The sequence below is a fragment of the Paracoccus sp. (in: a-proteobacteria) genome (genome assembly GCF_030538655.1).
Classification (GTDB): Bacteria; Pseudomonadota; Alphaproteobacteria; order Rhodobacterales; family Rhodobacteraceae; genus Paracoccus.
Genome location: NZ_JAUNTO010000003.1, coordinates 138085 through 154085, shown reverse-complemented (window position 1 = coordinate 154085; position 16001 = coordinate 138085). Strand labels below are relative to the sequence as shown.

The 16001-nt window shown below is 64.7% G+C and carries 15 protein-coding genes; 7 read left to right on the top strand and 8 right to left on the bottom strand.

All coding sequences use genetic code 11. From position 1 onward, the window contains the following. Window positions 1-1623: a long-chain fatty acid--CoA ligase gene (locus Q4G22_RS03680; protein WP_303384542.1), complete on the bottom strand. Its 1623-nt coding sequence runs from the start codon at window positions 1621-1623 to the stop codon at window positions 1-3. Between the two features lie 150 nt (window positions 1624-1773). On the opposite strand from Q4G22_RS03680, the gene Q4G22_RS03675 reads away from it, so the two are divergent. Continuing rightward, entirely contained in the window at window positions 1774-2769 is a 996-nt protein-coding gene (locus Q4G22_RS03675) for an LLM class flavin-dependent oxidoreductase (RefSeq protein WP_303384541.1), read from the top strand. An 8-nt stretch (window positions 2770-2777) separates the two neighbouring features. Then, window positions 2778-3887: a class I SAM-dependent RNA methyltransferase gene (locus tag Q4G22_RS03670; protein WP_303384540.1), complete on the top strand. Its 1110-nt coding sequence runs from the start codon at window positions 2778-2780 to the stop codon at window positions 3885-3887. A gap of 106 nt (window positions 3888-3993) precedes the next feature. Here Q4G22_RS03670 and Q4G22_RS03665 read toward each other — a convergent pair whose 3' ends face one another. After that, a complete protein-coding gene (locus Q4G22_RS03665; RefSeq protein WP_303384539.1) occupies window positions 3994-5298 on the bottom strand; it encodes an FAD-binding oxidoreductase in 1305 nt (434 codons plus the stop codon). Window positions 5299-5546: 248 nt separating this feature from the next. Here Q4G22_RS03665 and Q4G22_RS03660 point away from each other — a divergent pair, with 248 nt between their 5' ends. Continuing rightward, entirely contained in the window at window positions 5547-5744 is a 198-nt protein-coding gene (locus tag Q4G22_RS03660) for a hypothetical protein (protein ID WP_303384538.1), read from the top strand. Window positions 5745-5851: 107 nt separating this feature from the next. On the opposite strand, the gene Q4G22_RS03655 is transcribed toward Q4G22_RS03660, so the two are convergent. Genes Q4G22_RS03655 through Q4G22_RS03645 form a run of 3 tightly spaced genes read right to left on the bottom strand, consistent with a single transcriptional unit; the run spans window position 5852 to window position 8489 of the window. Continuing rightward, window positions 5852-7210, bottom strand: a complete 1359-nt coding sequence (locus Q4G22_RS03655) for a glutamine synthetase family protein (protein WP_303384537.1) — start codon at window positions 7208-7210, stop codon at window positions 5852-5854. Further along, complete coding sequence (locus tag Q4G22_RS03650) at window positions 7207-7806, bottom strand: FMN-binding negative transcriptional regulator (protein ID WP_303384536.1); 600 nt, start codon at window positions 7804-7806, stop codon at window positions 7207-7209. The genes Q4G22_RS03655 and Q4G22_RS03650 overlap by 4 nt, the downstream gene beginning before the upstream one ends. After that, complete coding sequence (locus Q4G22_RS03645) at window positions 7806-8489, bottom strand: type 1 glutamine amidotransferase (RefSeq protein ID WP_303384535.1); 684 nt, start codon at window positions 8487-8489, stop codon at window positions 7806-7808. Before Q4G22_RS03645 ends, Q4G22_RS03650 begins: the two co-directional genes overlap by 1 nt. Before the next feature lie 183 nt (window positions 8490-8672). Between Q4G22_RS03645 and Q4G22_RS03640 the strand changes: the two genes are divergently transcribed. Further along, window positions 8673-9803: an aminotransferase class V-fold PLP-dependent enzyme gene (locus Q4G22_RS03640; protein WP_303384534.1), complete on the top strand. Its 1131-nt coding sequence runs from the start codon at window positions 8673-8675 to the stop codon at window positions 9801-9803. Between the two features lie 87 nt (window positions 9804-9890). Here the strand turns inward: Q4G22_RS03640 and Q4G22_RS03635 are convergent, their stop codons facing one another. Beyond that, window positions 9891-10985: a DUF475 domain-containing protein gene (locus Q4G22_RS03635; RefSeq protein WP_303384533.1), complete on the bottom strand. Its 1095-nt coding sequence runs from the start codon at window positions 10983-10985 to the stop codon at window positions 9891-9893. Window positions 10986-11107: 122 nt separating this feature from the next. Here Q4G22_RS03635 and Q4G22_RS03630 point away from each other — a divergent pair, with 122 nt between their 5' ends. After that, window positions 11108-11785, top strand: a complete 678-nt coding sequence (locus Q4G22_RS03630) for a DUF1045 domain-containing protein (RefSeq protein ID WP_303384532.1) — start codon at window positions 11108-11110, stop codon at window positions 11783-11785. 92 nt (window positions 11786-11877) lie between these two features. Here the strand turns inward: Q4G22_RS03630 and Q4G22_RS03625 are convergent, their stop codons facing one another. Both Q4G22_RS03625 and Q4G22_RS03620 read right to left on the bottom strand, forming a co-directional pair. After that, window positions 11878-12849 carry a DUF808 domain-containing protein gene (locus Q4G22_RS03625; protein WP_303384531.1) on the bottom strand — a complete coding sequence of 324 codons (972 nt, stop codon included), beginning with the start codon at window positions 12847-12849 and terminating at the stop codon, window positions 11878-11880. A 65-nt stretch (window positions 12850-12914) separates the two neighbouring features. Further along, window positions 12915-13718: a hypothetical protein gene (locus tag Q4G22_RS03620; RefSeq protein WP_303384530.1), complete on the bottom strand. Its 804-nt coding sequence runs from the start codon at window positions 13716-13718 to the stop codon at window positions 12915-12917. A 113-nt stretch (window positions 13719-13831) separates the two neighbouring features. Between Q4G22_RS03620 and cobS the strand changes: the two genes are divergently transcribed. Both cobS and Q4G22_RS03610 read left to right on the top strand, forming a co-directional pair. Next, a complete protein-coding gene (gene cobS / locus Q4G22_RS03615; RefSeq protein ID WP_303384569.1) occupies window positions 13832-14803 on the top strand; it encodes a cobaltochelatase subunit CobS in 972 nt (323 codons plus the stop codon). Between the two features lie 542 nt (window positions 14804-15345). Next, window positions 15346-15972 carry an acyltransferase gene (locus Q4G22_RS03610; RefSeq protein ID WP_303384529.1) on the top strand — a complete coding sequence of 209 codons (627 nt, stop codon included), beginning with the start codon at window positions 15346-15348 and terminating at the stop codon, window positions 15970-15972. The last annotated feature ends 29 nt before the right edge of the window (window positions 15973-16001 follow it).

Sequence of the window (16001 nt, the reverse complement as noted above, 5' to 3'; positions counted from 1 at the left end):
TTACAACCCGCGCCCTTCCTCGGGCCACAGCACGTTGCCATATGCGGCCCGCAGATCGGCCTTGACCACCTTGCCGGTGGCCCCCAGCGGCAGGGCCTCGACAAAGATCACCATGTCGGGGATTTGCCAGCTTGGCACCTTGCCCTTGTAAAATTCCAGCAGTTCCGTCTCTTCAAGGCCGGATTGCGGGCGGCGCTGCACGATGACCACCGGGCGTTCGTCCCATTTCGGATGCCGCGCGGCGATGGCGGCGGCATTGGCGACCTTGGGATGGGCGATGGCGATGTTTTCCAACTCGACCGTGGAAATCCACTCGCCCCCGGACTTGATGATGTCCTTGGATCGGTCGCGGATAATCATGAAGCCGTCGGCGTCGATGGTGGCGATGTCGCCGGTGTCGAACCAGCCATCCCATGTCAGCGCCGATTTTTCCTGTGCAAAATAGGTGTCCACGATCCAGTGCCCCTTGATCTGTAATTCACCCTGCGTCTGCCCGTCATGCGGCAAGGGCTGGCCGTCCTCGCCCAGAATCCGCAACTGCACCCCCAGCAGCGGGCGGCCTTGCCCCTGCCGGATGAGGTCGGCCTGATCGGCGGGCAGGGCGTCGTGCTTGGCCAGAGGGAAGTTCATCGTCCCCAGCGGGCTGGTTTCCGTCATGCCCCACGCGTGGATCAACTCGATGTTGTGGCGGTCGCGAAAGGCTGCGCGCATCGACGGGGGCAGGGCCGATCCGCCAACGACTGTGCGCGTCATCGACGACACATCCGCCCCCGTCGCCTCGATCCCGGCCAGCAGGCCCATCCAGATCGTCGGCACGCCCGCTGATAGCGTGACCCGTTCGGCCTCAATCAACCGGGCCAGGTTTTCGCCGTCCAGCCGCGGGCCGGGCAGCACCAACCGCGCGCCGGTGGCGGCGGCCATATAGGGCGTGCCCCATGCGTTGACGTGGAACATCGGCACCGCCGGCATCACCGTATCACGCGCGGTGACGCCAAAGCCTTCTGCCTGATTGCCGACCAGCGCGTGGAGCAGGGTCGAGCGGTGCGAATAGACCACGCCCTTGGGGTTGCCGGTCGTCCCCGAGGTATAGCACAGCGAGGACGGCGCGGTTTCGTCGATCTCGGGCCAGGGAAAGGCGGGATCGCCCTCGGCCAGCAATTCGTCGTGAAACAGCAGGCCGTCGATCTGGGCGGCGGCGGCATCATCACGCGGCCCCAACAGCACCACGGCGCGCAGGTTGGGCAGTTGGTCACGGATTTTCGCCACCAGCGGCATAAAGGTGGCGTCGATGAACAGCATCCGGTCGGTGGCGTCGTTGATGATGAACACCATCTGTTCCGGCGACAGGCGCGGGTTGATGGTGTGACAGACCAACCCTGCCCCCGGAACGCCGAAATACAGTTGCAGGTGGCGCATGTTGTTCCACGCCAGTGTGCCGATACGGTCACCCGGCTCCAGCCCCCGCGCCAGCAGGGCCGAGGCCAGACGCCGCGCGTTCTGCCCCAACTCGCCCCATGAGGTGCGGTCGAAACCGCCCTCGGTCCGGGCCGACACGATTTCAGTGCCGCCGTGATACAGTTCGGCATGTTCCAGCAGGCTGCTGATAAGCAGGTGTTTGTGCATCATGCGGCCAAGCAGCATGTTTATCCCCCCGAATTCCTCTGGGTTCGTATGATGCTGTTGGGCTGCGGCACTGTCCAGCGGCCATTCGACGCATGGCAGACATGCGCCGGCAAACTGGTAAGGCGGGGCCGGGCTACCTATCTGAGTGGAATGAAAACCTCGATCCTTGACCTTTCCCCCGTGACCGAGGGGTCTGACCCCGCCGCGTCGTTCCGTAACTCGATCCGTCTGGCGCAGGCCGCCGAGGGTTGGGGCTATCACCGCTTTTGGTTGGCCGAGCATCACAACATGGCCGGAATCGCCAGCGCCGCGACGGCGGTGCTGATCGGGCATGTGGCCGAACATACGAAAACCATCCGCGTCGGCGCGGGCGGGATCATGCTGCCCAACCACGCGCCGCTGGCCGTGGCCGAGGCGTTCGGCACGCTGGCCACCATCCACGGCCCGCGCATTGACCTGGGGCTGGGGCGCGCGCCGGGCGGTGATGGCGCGGTGATGATGGCGCTGCGCCGGGGCATGGCGCGCAACGACCAGTTCCCCGATGATGTGATCGAGCTGCTGACCTATCTGGGCGATCCGCAGCCGGGTGCCCGTGTCGCGGCGCATCCGGGGCAGGGCACATATGTGCCGGTGTGGATTTTGGGGTCGTCGCTGTATGGCGCATCTCTGGCGGCGGCGCTTGGGCTGCCCTATGCTTTTGCCAGCCACTTTGCCCCCGGCGATCTGGATCAGGCGGTGCGGCTATATCGTGAAAAATTCCAGCCCGGCCCGTGGGGCGATCAGCCGCGCTTTATGCTGGCCGCCAACCTGATCGCGGCCGATACCGACGAACAGGCCGCACGGCTGCGCACCAGCCAGCAGATCAGCTTTTACCGGCTGCGCAGCGGCAATCCCGGCCTGATGCCGCCGCCGGTCGATGATCTGGATGCGGTGGTGCCGCCCCAGCATCAGGCGGCGGTGAACGCCGCGCTGGCCGTCAGCGCCGTGGGTGGCCCCGATACCGTGCGCACTCAGCTTGGCGCGCTGATCGACCGCTATCGCCCGGACGAGCTGATCCTTGCCGGACATATCTTTGACCCCGAGGCGCGGCTGCGCAGCTATCAGATCGGTGCAGAAGTCCTTGGCCTGACGCCGGTTTCCGACTAACCGGGCGTATGGACGACAGATTCGAGATATTCCTGGCCTGCGCGCCGGGGCTGGAACCCGTGTTGCTGGCCGAGGCGCGGGCCATCTGGCCCGATGCCGCACAGGTCGCGGGCGGAGTCACGATCACCGGCGGCTGGTCCGATGTCTGGCGCGCGAACCTGAACCTGCGCGGGGCGACGCGGGTTTTGGCGCGGATCGGGTCGTTCCGGGCGATGCACCTTGCGCAACTGGACAAACGCGCCCGCAAATTCGATTGGGCCGCAGTGCTGCGCCGCGATGTGCCGGTGCGCGTTGATACCACTTGCCGCGCCTCGCGCATCTATCACGCGGGCGCAGCCAGCCAACGCATCGCCCGCGCCATCGCCGAAACCCTTGGCGCGCCGGTGGTGGACAAGGGCGAGGCTATTACGATCAAGGCCCGGATCGAGGATGATCTGGTCACGATCAGCGTCGATACCAGCGGCGATTCCCTGCACAAACGCGGCCATAAGGCGGCGGTGTCCAAGGCGCCGATGCGCGAAACGCTGGCGGCGCTGTTCCTGCGCGACTGCGGCTTTTCCGGGGCAGAACCCGTGCTGGACCCGATGTGCGGTTCCGGCACCTTTGTGATCGAAGCGGCAGAGATCGCCGCCGGGCTGCAACCGGGCCGCACGCGCGACTTTGCCTTTCAGCAGCTGGCCACAGCCGATCCCGCAGCCCTTGCCACACTGCGCCAGCCCATTCCGGTCCGCACCCCCGCCGCGCGCTTTTACGGCAGCGACCGTGACGCAGGGGCCATCCGCGCCGCCAGCCAGAACGCCCAATCGGCGGGCGTAGGCGGGTGGTGCGATTTCCAGACCCTTCCCGTCTCGGCCCTCGAACGCCCCGAGGGCCCGCCCGGTCTGGTGATCGTCAACCCGCCCTATGGTGCGCGGATCGGCAATAAAGGTCCGCTGTTCGGCCTGCATGCCGCGCTTGGCAAAACCCTGCTGGACAAATTCGGCGGCTGGCGCGTCGGCATCGTCACCAGCGAGGCTGGCCTTGCCCGTGCCACCGGATTGCCGCTGCTGCCGCCCGGCCCGATCGTGGACCACGGCGGCCTGAAAATCCGCCTGCACCGCACCAACCCGCTGCCCTGAAGGCATATTTGGTCTTCAAATATCCGACGGGATCGCCGGGTCGCCGCCACCAGTTCGAGGCGGCCCGGCGATGGGGCGGGAAACCCCCCGGCTTTTGTGCGGCGTGCTAAACCCCCAGCCGATCCCGCAACGCAAACCAGCTCATCCCCGCGACCAGCAGCGGCCAGCGCAGCAAGGCACCGCCCGGAAATGGCGGCACCGGGATCGTGGCCAGCGTGTCAAAGCCCGCCGCCTGCCCGCGCACCGCCTCGGCCATCAGCCGCCCGGCCAGTGTCGCCATGGCAACGCCGTGACCGGAATAGCCTCCGGCGGCCAGAGTATTCGGCGCAGGCCGCATCAGGCAGGGCATCCGGTTCATGGTGATGGCCAGCGTGCCGCCCCAGGCGTGGGTCAGTTCGACATCCTTCAGCCCCGGATAGACCGACAGCAGATGCGGGCGCACCTTGGCGCGAATGTCGGCTGGGAAACGATAGCCCAGATTCTCGCCGCCGCCAAAGATCAGTCGGCCATCTTCTGACAGCCGCCAGTAATTCACCACAAACTTGCTATCCGCGACGGCGATGTTTTCCGCCAGCACCTGCGCCGCACGATCCCCCAGTGGCGCGGTGGCGACGATGAAATTGTTGATCGGCATCACTCGCGCCGCCACCCGTCGGTCCAGCCCGCCCAGATAGCCGTTGCCCGCCAGAATGACGTGATCGGCCAGCACCCGGCCGTGATCGCATTGCACCACGCTGGGCCTGCCCGCCGCGTGGCGGATGTCGCGCACCAGCGAGGCTTCAAAAATCTGCGCCCCGGCATCCTGCGCCAGCCGCGCCATGCCGATGGCCAGATTCAGCGGATGCACATGCCCCGCCCCCCGGTCCAGATCGCCGCCGATATAGGCATCCGAGGGGACCAAGGCGCGAAACGCCTCGCGGTCCAGCGGCTGCACCTGATCGTAACCGTAATCGCGGGCCAGACGCTCGGCCATGTCATGGGCGTGGCGCACCTCTGCCGCCGTGCGGCAGGCATGGGCCACGCCGTCATGCACGGCCACCCCGGCCTGCGCGGCCAGATCGCGGGTCAGTGCCTTGGCATCTTCGGCCATGTCCCACAGCTTGCGCGCGGTATCGCGGCCATAGCGCGTTTCCAGCCAGTCCACCTCTTGCCGCTGGCCCGACCCGATCTGTCCGCCATTGCGTCCCGAAGCGCCAAAGCCGACGCGATGCGCCTCGATCACCGCAACCGACAGCCCCGCCCGCGCCAGATGCAGCGCCGCCGACAGGCCGGTGTAACCCGCACCGATCACCGCCACATCGGCGCGCTGTTCCCCGCGCAAGGGTGGCTGCGGATCAAAGGGCAGCCGCGTTTCGGCATACAGGCTGGGCGGGTATTGCCCGGCGCGATCATTGGCAAACAGCAGGTTCATGGCAAGCCTCTGAGATGATCCACAGTGCAGGAAAGCCACAGGCGGGCAGGGCTGGCTTCAGCGCGCCACCTCTGGTCGGATTTCCCTTTGCGCCACAGCATAGCGGGTCACACCGGCCAAGGCGATGTCTGGCGCGTCAAAGGGACGCGTGTCGGATGTTGTAATGGCTGTCGGGGTGTGTTCTGATCGCAAACCGCCTATATCCGTGCCAGCCCGCCGTCCGGGGGGCTGGCTGTCAGGATGTCGCCATGTCTCTTTCTCGTCGCCGCATGGATGTTGCCCGGATGAAGGCGCGGGCGCGAAAGATTTATCCGCACGACAAAAAGGCCAAAGTGGCACATCATCTGGCGCTGTGTTCGTGCTGGATGTGCGGCAATCCGCGCCGCTATCTGGGCGAAGCGACCATGCAGGAACGCAAGGCCCCAAAGGCTGCGGATTGGGAATAGCCTGTCGCGCGCGTGGAAACGATCATCGGCGCTGCGGCAGGCCCCGCGCAGCCGCACAGATCACGCCGCCCGTGTGCCTTGTCGGGGGCAACGATGCCACATGGAAATCACACGTTCAGCAGCAGATGTTCGCGTTCCCACGGGCTGATGACCTGCAAGAATTCTTTGTATTCATTGCGCTTGACCGATTCGTAGACGTCCACGAACTCGCTGCCCAAGACGCCGCGCATCGGTTCGCTTTCAACCATCAGGTCCAGTGCGTCGCCAAGGTTATAGGGCAGTTCGTCCTGCGACATATAGGCATCGCCAAGGCATTCCGGGCGCGGGTCTTCGGCTTCGGTCAGGCCCAGATAACCGCAGGCCAGCGATGCGGCCAGCCCCAGATAGGGGTTGCAATCCATCCCCGCCAGCCGGTTTTCCACCCGCCGCGATTCCGGGCTGGAAATTGGCACGCGCAAGCCCGTGGTGCGGTTGTCGCGGCCCCATTCCAGATTGATCGGCGCTGCAAAATCAGGGACATAGCGGCGATAGCTGTTCACATAAGGGGCCAGCAGGGCGACGGCGGCGGGCAGGTGTTTCTGCATCCCGGCGATGAAGTGCAGAAACTCGGGCGCCTCGCGGCCCTGCGCGTCGGAAAAGATATTCTTGCCGGTCTGTGCGTCCACCACGGAATGGTGAATGTGCATGGCGCTGCCCGGCTCGCCCTCGATCGGCTTGGCCATGAAGGTGGCGAAACAGTCGTGGCGCAGCGCAGCCTCGCGGATCAGGCGCTTGAAGTAGAAAATCTCGTCCGCCAGCGCCACCGGGTCGCCGTGGTTCAGGTTGATTTCGACCTGACCCGCGCCGCCCTCTTGCAGGATGCCGTCGATCTCGAACCCCTGCGCCTCGGCGAAATCATAGATGTCGTCGATGACCTTGCCGTATTCGTCCACCGCCGACATGGAATAGGCCTGTTTCGCCGCCGCCCGCCGCCCCGTGCGGCCCATCGGCGGGATGATCGGCTGGTTCGGGTCGATGTTGCGGGCGACGAGAAAGAACTCCATTTCCGGCGCGACGACGGGCCGCCAGCCGCGTTCTTCATACAGGCTGACGATGCGTTTCAGCACATTGCGCGGCGCGATGGGGACGGGCTGGCCCTGCTGGTCCAGCACGTCATGGATCACCTGCATCGTGTAATCGGCGGTCCAGGGCGCGGCGGTGGCGGTGGAAAAATCAGGCCGCAGCACCATGTCGGGTTCGGTAAAGGCGCCCTGCGGGTTGTCGGCCCATTCCCCGGTGATCGTCTGCAAAAAGATCGAGTTCGGCAGGTAGAATTTTTCCTGCCGCGCGAATTTCGATGCGGGCATGGCCTTGCCACGTGCCACACCGGCGATGTCGGCAACGATACATTCCACCTCGTCCAGCCGCTTGCCTTCGGCATAGCGGCGGGCGGCGGTAGGGGTGTGGTTCAACCAGTCGGGGGTCATGGGTCACCTGTTGCAGCGGCCAGCGCCGGATGAGTTTCAGTAAGCGCAGCTTTGACATTGGCGCGGTCGGTGGCGCTGCGGTTCTGGCCGGCTTTCCATTTGCCTTTGATGTCGGTGATGGCGATCTCGACCCCGACGATGCCGCGTTTCATGGCGGTGATGTAGCTGCCCGGCGCGTCGGTCACGGCCCAAGGCTCGGGCAGCGCGGTTTCCATCTGCCGGGTCAGCGCGTCGATCTGATCGCCCAGCCAATCCGCGTCATCGCGCAGGTAGGCGATGCCGCGCACCTGCACCATCAGATAGTTCCACGTCGGCACGACCTTGCCGGTTTGCGCCTTCGCCTCATACAGCGCCGGGGTGATATAGGCCTGCGGCCCCTGAAAGACCACCAGCACATCGGCCCCGTCAAGCCCGCTCAGTTGTGGGTTGGCGCGGGCCAGATGCGCGCGCAGCCAACCGTCAGCGGTCATCTGGAACGGCACTGCATTCGCGGTCAGCGCCCCGGCGTTCGAGATCAGTAAACCCAGCGGATGCGCCGCGATCAGGCCCGCCAGCATTTCGGGCCGGGTTTCCGCGAAATGGGGCGGGCAATACATCAGGCCGCCTGTCTTGGCTGTTTGAAGAACGCCTCGATCCGGTCTGCAATCATGCCGCTGGATTTCGCCTCGTCCATGCGGGCGCGGGCCTGTTCCAGCAAGGCGTCAGGGACGGCGCCGCCTCGAAACTCCATCAGCCCGCCGACGAAGCGATCCTCGAATTCCGGGTGGGCCTGCACGGTAAAGGCCCGGTCGCCGTAAACCAGCGCGGCGTTTTCGCAAAAGCCGTTGCGGGCAAGCACGATGGCATCCGGTGGCAGGGCCGTCACCTGATCCTGATGCCAGGCGTTCAGCGTAACCGGCTGGCCGTCAAAGTCGTAATCCTGCGCGCCCACGGCCCAACCGCCCGCGTATTTTTCAACCGTGCCGCCCAAAGCTTGCGCGATGATCTGATGGCCAAAGCAGATGCCGACCATCGGCACATGGGCGGCATAGGCGCGGCGGATGAAATCTTCCAGTGGCGGGATAAAGGCGTGATCTTCATAAGCGCCGTGGCGCGATCCGGTCAGCAGCCAGCCATCGGCGTCGTGGATGGATGCCGGGAACTGCATGTCCTCGACATGGTAATGGCTGAAATCAAAGCCCCGCCCGGCCAGCATCCGGGTGAACATATCGGGGTAATCACCCATCTCTGATTTAAGCAGATCGGGCGACTGGCCGCATTGAAGGATACCGATGCGCATGGGAACCTTTGGGTTTTTGCTTTGCGCCAAGGGTATGTGCCGCGCGGGGGGCTTGCAAGAGGCGCGGTTGCAGCGGGGGCGCTTCGCCCCCCGCACCCCCCGAGGATATTTTCAAACGAAAGACGGGCTGGCCGTGCTGCAATGGGCGCGCTAGGCTGAGCAAAATTACAGTGAGGATCGCCCATGCCCGGCCTGCGCCCTGATATTGACCCCGATGGTTTGCTGGAATTTTCGGTGGTGTTCACCGACCGGTCGCTGAACCATATGTCGCAGAAATTTCAGGCGGTGATGCGTGATCTGTCGTCATCGCTGCGCGAGGTTTACGGGGCCGATCAGGTCGCCATCGTGCCGGGCGGCGGCACCTATGCGATGGAATCGGTGGCGCGGCAGTTCGGGCGCGATGCCCATGCGCTGATCCTGCGGAACGGCTGGTTCAGCTATCGCTGGAGCCAGATCTTTGAGGCAGGCGGTTTTGCGCGCGAGGTGACGGTGGCCAAGGCGCGGCCCGCAGGGAACGAGCCGCAGCCCGCCTATGCGCCTGCGCCCATCGAGGATGTGGTGCAGCAGATCCGCGAGGCGCGGCCCGATGTGGTGTTCGCGCCGCATGTGGAAACCTCGGCCGGGCTGATCCTGCCCGATGATTACATCACCGCGCTGGCCGCCGCCGCGCACGAGGTGGGAGCGCTGATGGTGCTGGACTGCATCGCATCCGGCGCGATCTGGGTGGATATGGCGGCGACCGGCGTGGATGTGCTGATCTCGGCCCCGCAGAAAGGCTGGTCGGCGTCGCCCGCCGCCGGGCTGGTGATGCTGTCAAAACAGGCAGCGGCGCGGCTGGCGGAAACCGACAGCGACAGCTTTGCCTTGGACCTGAAGAAATGGCGCGCGATCATGGCCGCTTATGAGGATGGCGGCCACGCCTATCACGCCACCATGCCGACCGATGCGCTGGTCGGGCTGCACAGCGCCATCGAGGAAACCCGCGCCATGGGGTTCGAGGCCGCGCGCGAAGCGCAATGGCGCCTGGGCGAGAGTGTGCGGGCGATGCTGGCCGAACGCGGCATCCGCTCGGTGGCGGCCAAGGGTTTTGGTGCGCCGGGGGTAGTGGTGTCCTACACTAGTGATCCCGACATCAAATCAGGCAAGAAATTCGCCGCCGAGGGGATGCAGATCGCCGCCGGCGTGCCTTTGCAGGTGGGCGAGGGTGTGGATTTTTCGACCTTCCGCCTTGGCCTGTTCGGGCTGGACAAGTTGCAGGATGTGGACGGCACCATCGCCCGGCTGCGCGCTGTGCTGGACAAGGTGCTGCGCTAAGCCTCGTCTTTCGTTTCCAAATATCCTTTGGGATGAGGAGATCAGGAAAAGGTCCGGTGGCCCTTTTCCCCGACCCTGGGGCGTAGCCTATTCCTCGTATTGGCCGTGCTTGTTCACCCGGCCTTCGGGCAATTCGCCCCCGGCGTTCATATTGGCGCGGTTCCACAGGATCGAGCTGACAAAGGCCATGGCGATGAAGCTGGCACCCAGCAGGCCGGTGATCGCCTCGGGGATGTGCCACATGGTCTGACCGAACATGATGATCGACAGGATCAGGATCGACCAGAACGCGCCGTGTTCCAGATAGCGGAACTCGGCCAGCGTGCCGCGCTCGACCAGCATCACCGTCATCGAACGCACATACATCGCCCCGATGCCGAGGCCGATGGCGATCAGGAACAGGTTTTGCGTCAGTGCGAACGCCCCGATCACGCCGTCAAAGCTGAAGCTGGCGTCCAGAACCTCAAGATAGAGGAACCCGCCCAGACCGGCCTGCGCGGCCCCGCCTTTGCCCGGTGCACCCCAGCGGTCCAGCACCGCGCCAAGCGCATCGACGGCCAGATAGGTGACGATCCCCCAGATGGCGGCGAACATGAAGGTCGGCTCGTCCCGCACCGGCAGCAGCCAGACGAAAAACAGGATGCAGATCAGCACAAAGCCGACCTCCATCCCACGGATCGACCCGGCCTTGCGAAGCTGCCGTTCCAGCCCGCCGATCCAATCGACTTCTTTGGACTGGTCAAAGAAATAATTCAGCGCCACCAACATCAGGAACGCCCCGCCAAAGGCGGCGATGGGCAGATGCGCGTCGCCGATCAGTTCGGCATAACGCTCGGGCTGGGTCGCGGCCAGCTTGATCGCCGCGATTGGCCCGATCTGCGCCGCGATCACGACGATCAGCAGCGGAAACAGCACCCGCATCCCAAAGACGGCGATCAGGATACCCCAGGTCAGGAACCGCCGTTGCCAGACCGGCGTCATCTGTTGCAGTTTGTTCGCGTTCACGATGGCATTGTCGAAGGACAGCGAGATTTCCAGCACCGCCAGCACTGCCGCGATAAACAGGAACGACAACATCCCGCCCATGGTGCCGCTGTATTGCCAGCCCAAAAGCCCGGCCAATGCAATTCCGGCGACGGTTACGATAAGGGGCCACTTCAGATAGGAAAGGGTCGAGCGCATGTTGCATCCTGTGCCGGTTTGGCGGTCAGTTAGGAGGCCGCTGACAGCACTGCAAGGGCGGGTGTCATGATTGCGCGATTTTGTTGCTGCGGCACATCGCATTTGCGCGAAAAGGGATGAAAATGACGAAATATCGCCGCTTTGCGATTTATTACACGCCCCCGCCCGGTGATCTGGCGCGGTTCGGGGCGGCTTGGCTGGGCTGGGACAGCGCGGCGGGGCGGGCGGTGGATCACCCCGCGTTAAGGGGGCTGGACCCTGCGCAGATCGCCGCGCTGACCGCTGTGCCTCGCCGTTACGGGTTCCATGCCACGCTGAGGCCGCCCTTCGCGGCGGTGCGTGGCGAGGGGGCGCTGGCCGAGGATCTGGCGGCGCTGGCCGCGCGGTTGCCGCCGGTGGATGCGGGTGATCTGGCGTTGGCACGGATCGGCGGGTTTCTGGCGCTGGTTCCGCAGGCGCAGCCCGGTGCGCTGACCGATCTGGCGGCGGCGCTGGTGCGCGGACTGGACGCGCACCGCCCGGCCCTGACCCCGCAAGACCGCGCCCGGCGTAACCCTGACGCGCTGTCTCCGCGCGAACGCGCCCTGCTGGATCGTTGGGGCTATCCTTGGGTGTTCGAGGCGTTTCGCTTTCACATGACCTTGACCGGGCCAGGGGTGCCCGAGACTGTCGAGGATGCTTTGCGTCCGGTGCTGGACCTGATGCTGCCCCGGCCCTTGGTGATTGATGCCGTCACCCTGTCGGGCGAGGACGATCAGGGCCGGTTTCACGACATCGCGCGTTATCCCTTGCTGGGGTAGCGGCGTGGGGGCCTATGGCGCTGCCGTTCTCCAAGGCGGGCATTGGGGCAGGCAAGCCGCCATCACGTTGCGACCTGTGACCGGCGTGTTATTCAGTGGCCGCCCGCTGCGGGTTTACCGCGCAGGGCGGCGATGGCGGGGTTGATGATGTGCGCCACGACAGGGATCAACGCCAGCCCCAGCAGCAGCCCGAAGATGCCGTCAAAGAACGCCGTCACCACCCATGCCGCCGCGCCGGGGGCCGCAGGCAGGGCTGACGCGGCAGCCTGGGCCATGTGATGCACCCATTCATAGGGCTGATGCTGGCCCAGTTCATGCAGGCCATGGACGACGATCTGACCGCCGACCCACAGCATCGCCGCCGTGCCGACGACGGTCAGGGTTTTCATAAAGCCGGGCATGAATTTCACGATGCCACGCCCGATGGCAGCCCGCGCGCCACGCCCGTGGGTGGCCAGCCAGACACCGAAGTCATCGGCCTTCACCACCAGCGCCACGAAACCATAGACGGCGGCGGTGATGCCGATGGCGACGATCATCAGGATAACGGCCTTGGTCAGCACGTTGTCATCGGCGGGGATGGTGGACAGGGCAATGGTCATGATTTCGGCGGACAGAATGAAATCGGTCTTGATCGCGCCTGCGACCCGCGCTTCTTCCAGCGCGGCACCTTCGCCCTCGGGGTGGATATGCGCCTCACTGTCGTGGTGGGGCTGTATCATGTGCCAGATTTTTTCCGCCCCCTCAAAGCACAGATAGGCCCCGCCCAGCATCAGCAGCGGCGGGATCGCTTGGGGTGCGAACACCGACAGCAGCAGCGCGATGGGGGTCAGGATCACCAGCTTGTTGAAAAGGCTGCCGCGGGCGATTTTCCACACGATGGGAATTTCGCGGCTGGCGTCAAAGCCATGCACATATTTTGGCGTGACCGCCGCATCGTCGATGACGGCACCGGCCGCCTTGGCCCCGGCGCGGGCGGCCTGCCCTGCCACATCGTCGATAGAGGCCGCCGCGACCTTGGAAATCGCGGCCACGTCGTCCAGCAATGCGATCAGCCCGCTCATCCCGATAATCCTTCGTGCTTTAAAAGACGATCACTGGCGCAGGTCGCCGCGCGGTGCAAGGGGGATCAGGGGGCGATCTGCGGCCACAGCACGATGGCCGCCGCGCCGATGACCAGCACGGCCAGCAGGATGATCCAGAACCAGCCGCCACCGCCTTCACCCTTGGACGAGGGGCGGCCCCGTCCGCGAATCACGATCTCGCCCATGTCCGAGGGCAGGGCGTGGCCAAGCGCGCGGTCCAGCATCAACCGCGCGCGGGCGGGAACCAGCACCGGCGTGACATCCCCGGCGATTACGGCGATGCGTTCCTGCCAGCCGCGCACCCGCGCCGCATCCGCGCCGGTCGCCCCCGTCGCCCCTGGCAGGCCAAGCGCCACGCGCGCCGCCAAAAGCTCGGCTGCGGCCTGATCTTCGGGGGCGTCGGCGATGGTTTGCACGGCAGCATCCAGCAACGCAGGGTCGGTGGGGGCGCGACCTTTTTGCGCCGCTTCGATCAGGGTGGTCGCCTGCGGCACGGGCAGGCTGGCCAGCGTTTGGCGCAAAAGGCCGGGCTGGATCGGGACCGGCTGTCCGCCTGCCGGGGCAAAACCCGTGCCCATGGCTTGCGCACGGGTCAGGGCCACCAGCCATGCCAGCGCGCTTAATCCGCTGGTTTCCTGCTGGCCTGCATCGGTCCATATGTGGTGGAACACCGCCTGCACGGCGGCTTCGGCCTTTTGCCGGTCGTTCAGCACGGACAGGCAGATGGCATGCAACCAATCCGCCGTCAGCCGATACAGCGAATCAAACGCGCCGCGATCACCCTTGGCGATACGCGGGATCAGGTTTTCGGCCGCTGCCCGGCGGTTTTCCTGCACCCTTTGCCCCATTCTTGATCTTTCCGGCAGGTTAGGCCGCGCCGTCTGGTGATGCAACGCCCCGCACCTTGCGGTCGGCGGATGAATGCGCGATCAAGCACCGAATGAGACGAAAGGGCAAGGCGATGCTGGATCAGAATGCAAAACCGACCGAGGACATCGACCTGCGCGAGGTCTTTGGTATCGACAGCGATATGAAAGTGCGCGGTTTTGCGGAACGCAGCGACCGCGTGCCGGAACTGGACCCGACCTATAAATTCGACCCCGACACCACGATGGCGATTCTGGCCGGGTTCGCCTATAACCGCCGGGTGATGATCCAAGGCTATCACGGCACCGGCAAATCCACCCATATCGAACAGGTGGCGGCGCGGCTGAACTGGCCCTGCGTGCGGGTGAACCTTGACAGCCATGTCAGCCGGATCGACCTGATCGGTAAGGACGCGATCAAGCTGGTCGATGGCAAGCAGGTGACGGTGTTTCACGAAGGCATCCTGCCCTGGGCCTTGCGCAACCCGACCGCGATTGTGTTCGACGAATATGATGCGGGCCGCGCCGATGTGATGTTCGTGATCCAGCGCGTGCTGGAGGCGGACGGCAAGCTGACACTGCTGGATCAGAACGAAGTCATCACGCCGAACCCGTTCTTCCGTCTGTTCGCCACAGCCAACACGGTGGGTCTGGGCGACACCACGGGCCTTTATCACGGCACCCAGCAGATCAACCAGGGCCAGATGGACCGCTGGTCGCTGGTGGCGACGCTGAACTATCTGTCCCACGACGCCGAGGCCGCCATCGTTCTGGCCAAGGTGCCGCAGTATAACAACGAAAAGGGCCGCAAGATCATCGGCCAGATGGTGACGCTGGCCGATCTGACCCGCACGGCGTTCATGCAGGGCGATCTGTCCACGGTCATGTCGCCGCGCACGGTCATCAGCTGGGCGCAGAACGCGCGGATTTTCGACAATGTGGGCTATGCCTTCCGCCTGACCTTCCTGAACAAATGCGACGAGCTGGAACGCCAGACGGTGGCCGAGTTTTATCAACGCCTGTTCGACGAAGAACTGCCCGAAAGCGCGGCGGCGAAGGCAGGGTAGGGGCGCGGGGGGCGTTGCCGGAACAGCGGTTGCGGCCTTTCTGCCTTGGTCAATCCAGTCGTTTCGCAGATGAAGCCGATTGAGGATATTCTGACCGCGGGCAATGTCGCGCCAGACTATATGTCCATCCGTTGCAGTGGGCTGTGGATGACGATGGCAAAATAGGCAGGCCGCGCGCAACCGGGCAAAAATCCTCACCGCGATGTGTTGGACAAAGAAGAAGTGCTTGTGCATCTTGCCGCCAGAAACCATGCGGAGCGAAATGGCGCCGATGCGACAGACGTGTTTCCCGATGTCATGGGAAATGCCCATCGTGTCGCGCGGTCGTATCGGGGCAGGTTTCAGGACAACGACAGCAGAAACGCACGCTCTGGCGTTCCGATGCGGGTTTCGATACGGACACAAAGTTCTGCGTGCTGCCGGGGCCGGGCACAGGGAATGAAACCGTGTCGAGGGCGCGGGAATGCCGCGGTTCACCCGGCGCATCGGTGCCTTGTTATCCAAATCTGTTCAGATGATCGCGCGATCCAAAAGGTGCCGCCATGACCGATAACAGCCTTGTCCTGATCTCGTCCGACGGGTCGCGCCGCGTGGTGGATCAGATCGACGGTCTGACGGTCGAGTTTCGCGGCAAAGGCAGCGTTGTGGAAATCGGCGAAGGGGCGGTGTTTCGCAATTCACATCTGATCCTGTCCAACCGTGGGTATGTGTCCATCGCCAAAACCCACCCGCGCGGTATTCTGAACACGACCGCCGATATGTCCGGCGATGGTGAGGGGAAATCACTGGGCATCGGCTTTGGCTCTTCGATCGAGGGATGCCGCTTTGCGATGGCCAATGAAACCGGCGTGTCGATCACGATTGGCCAGCGGTGTATGCTTAGCACGAATATCACCTTTCGCGGGGGGGACGGGCACACCATCTTTGATCCCGACACGCGTAAGGTGCTGAACCGCACCCGGCCCATTGTGATCGGCGATCACGTCTGGATTGGCGCGGGGGCCACCCTGACCAAAGGCAGTCAGGTGGCCAGCCATTCGGTGGTGGCGACGATGGCCGTCGTCACCCGGCGATTCGATCAGGAACATGTCGCCATCGCGGGCAATCCGGCGCAGATCGTGCGGCGCGGCATCGACTGGGATCGTCGCTATATCGACAGATTTGTGTGACGGGCTGCATGGTCGGCCCATTCCGGCGC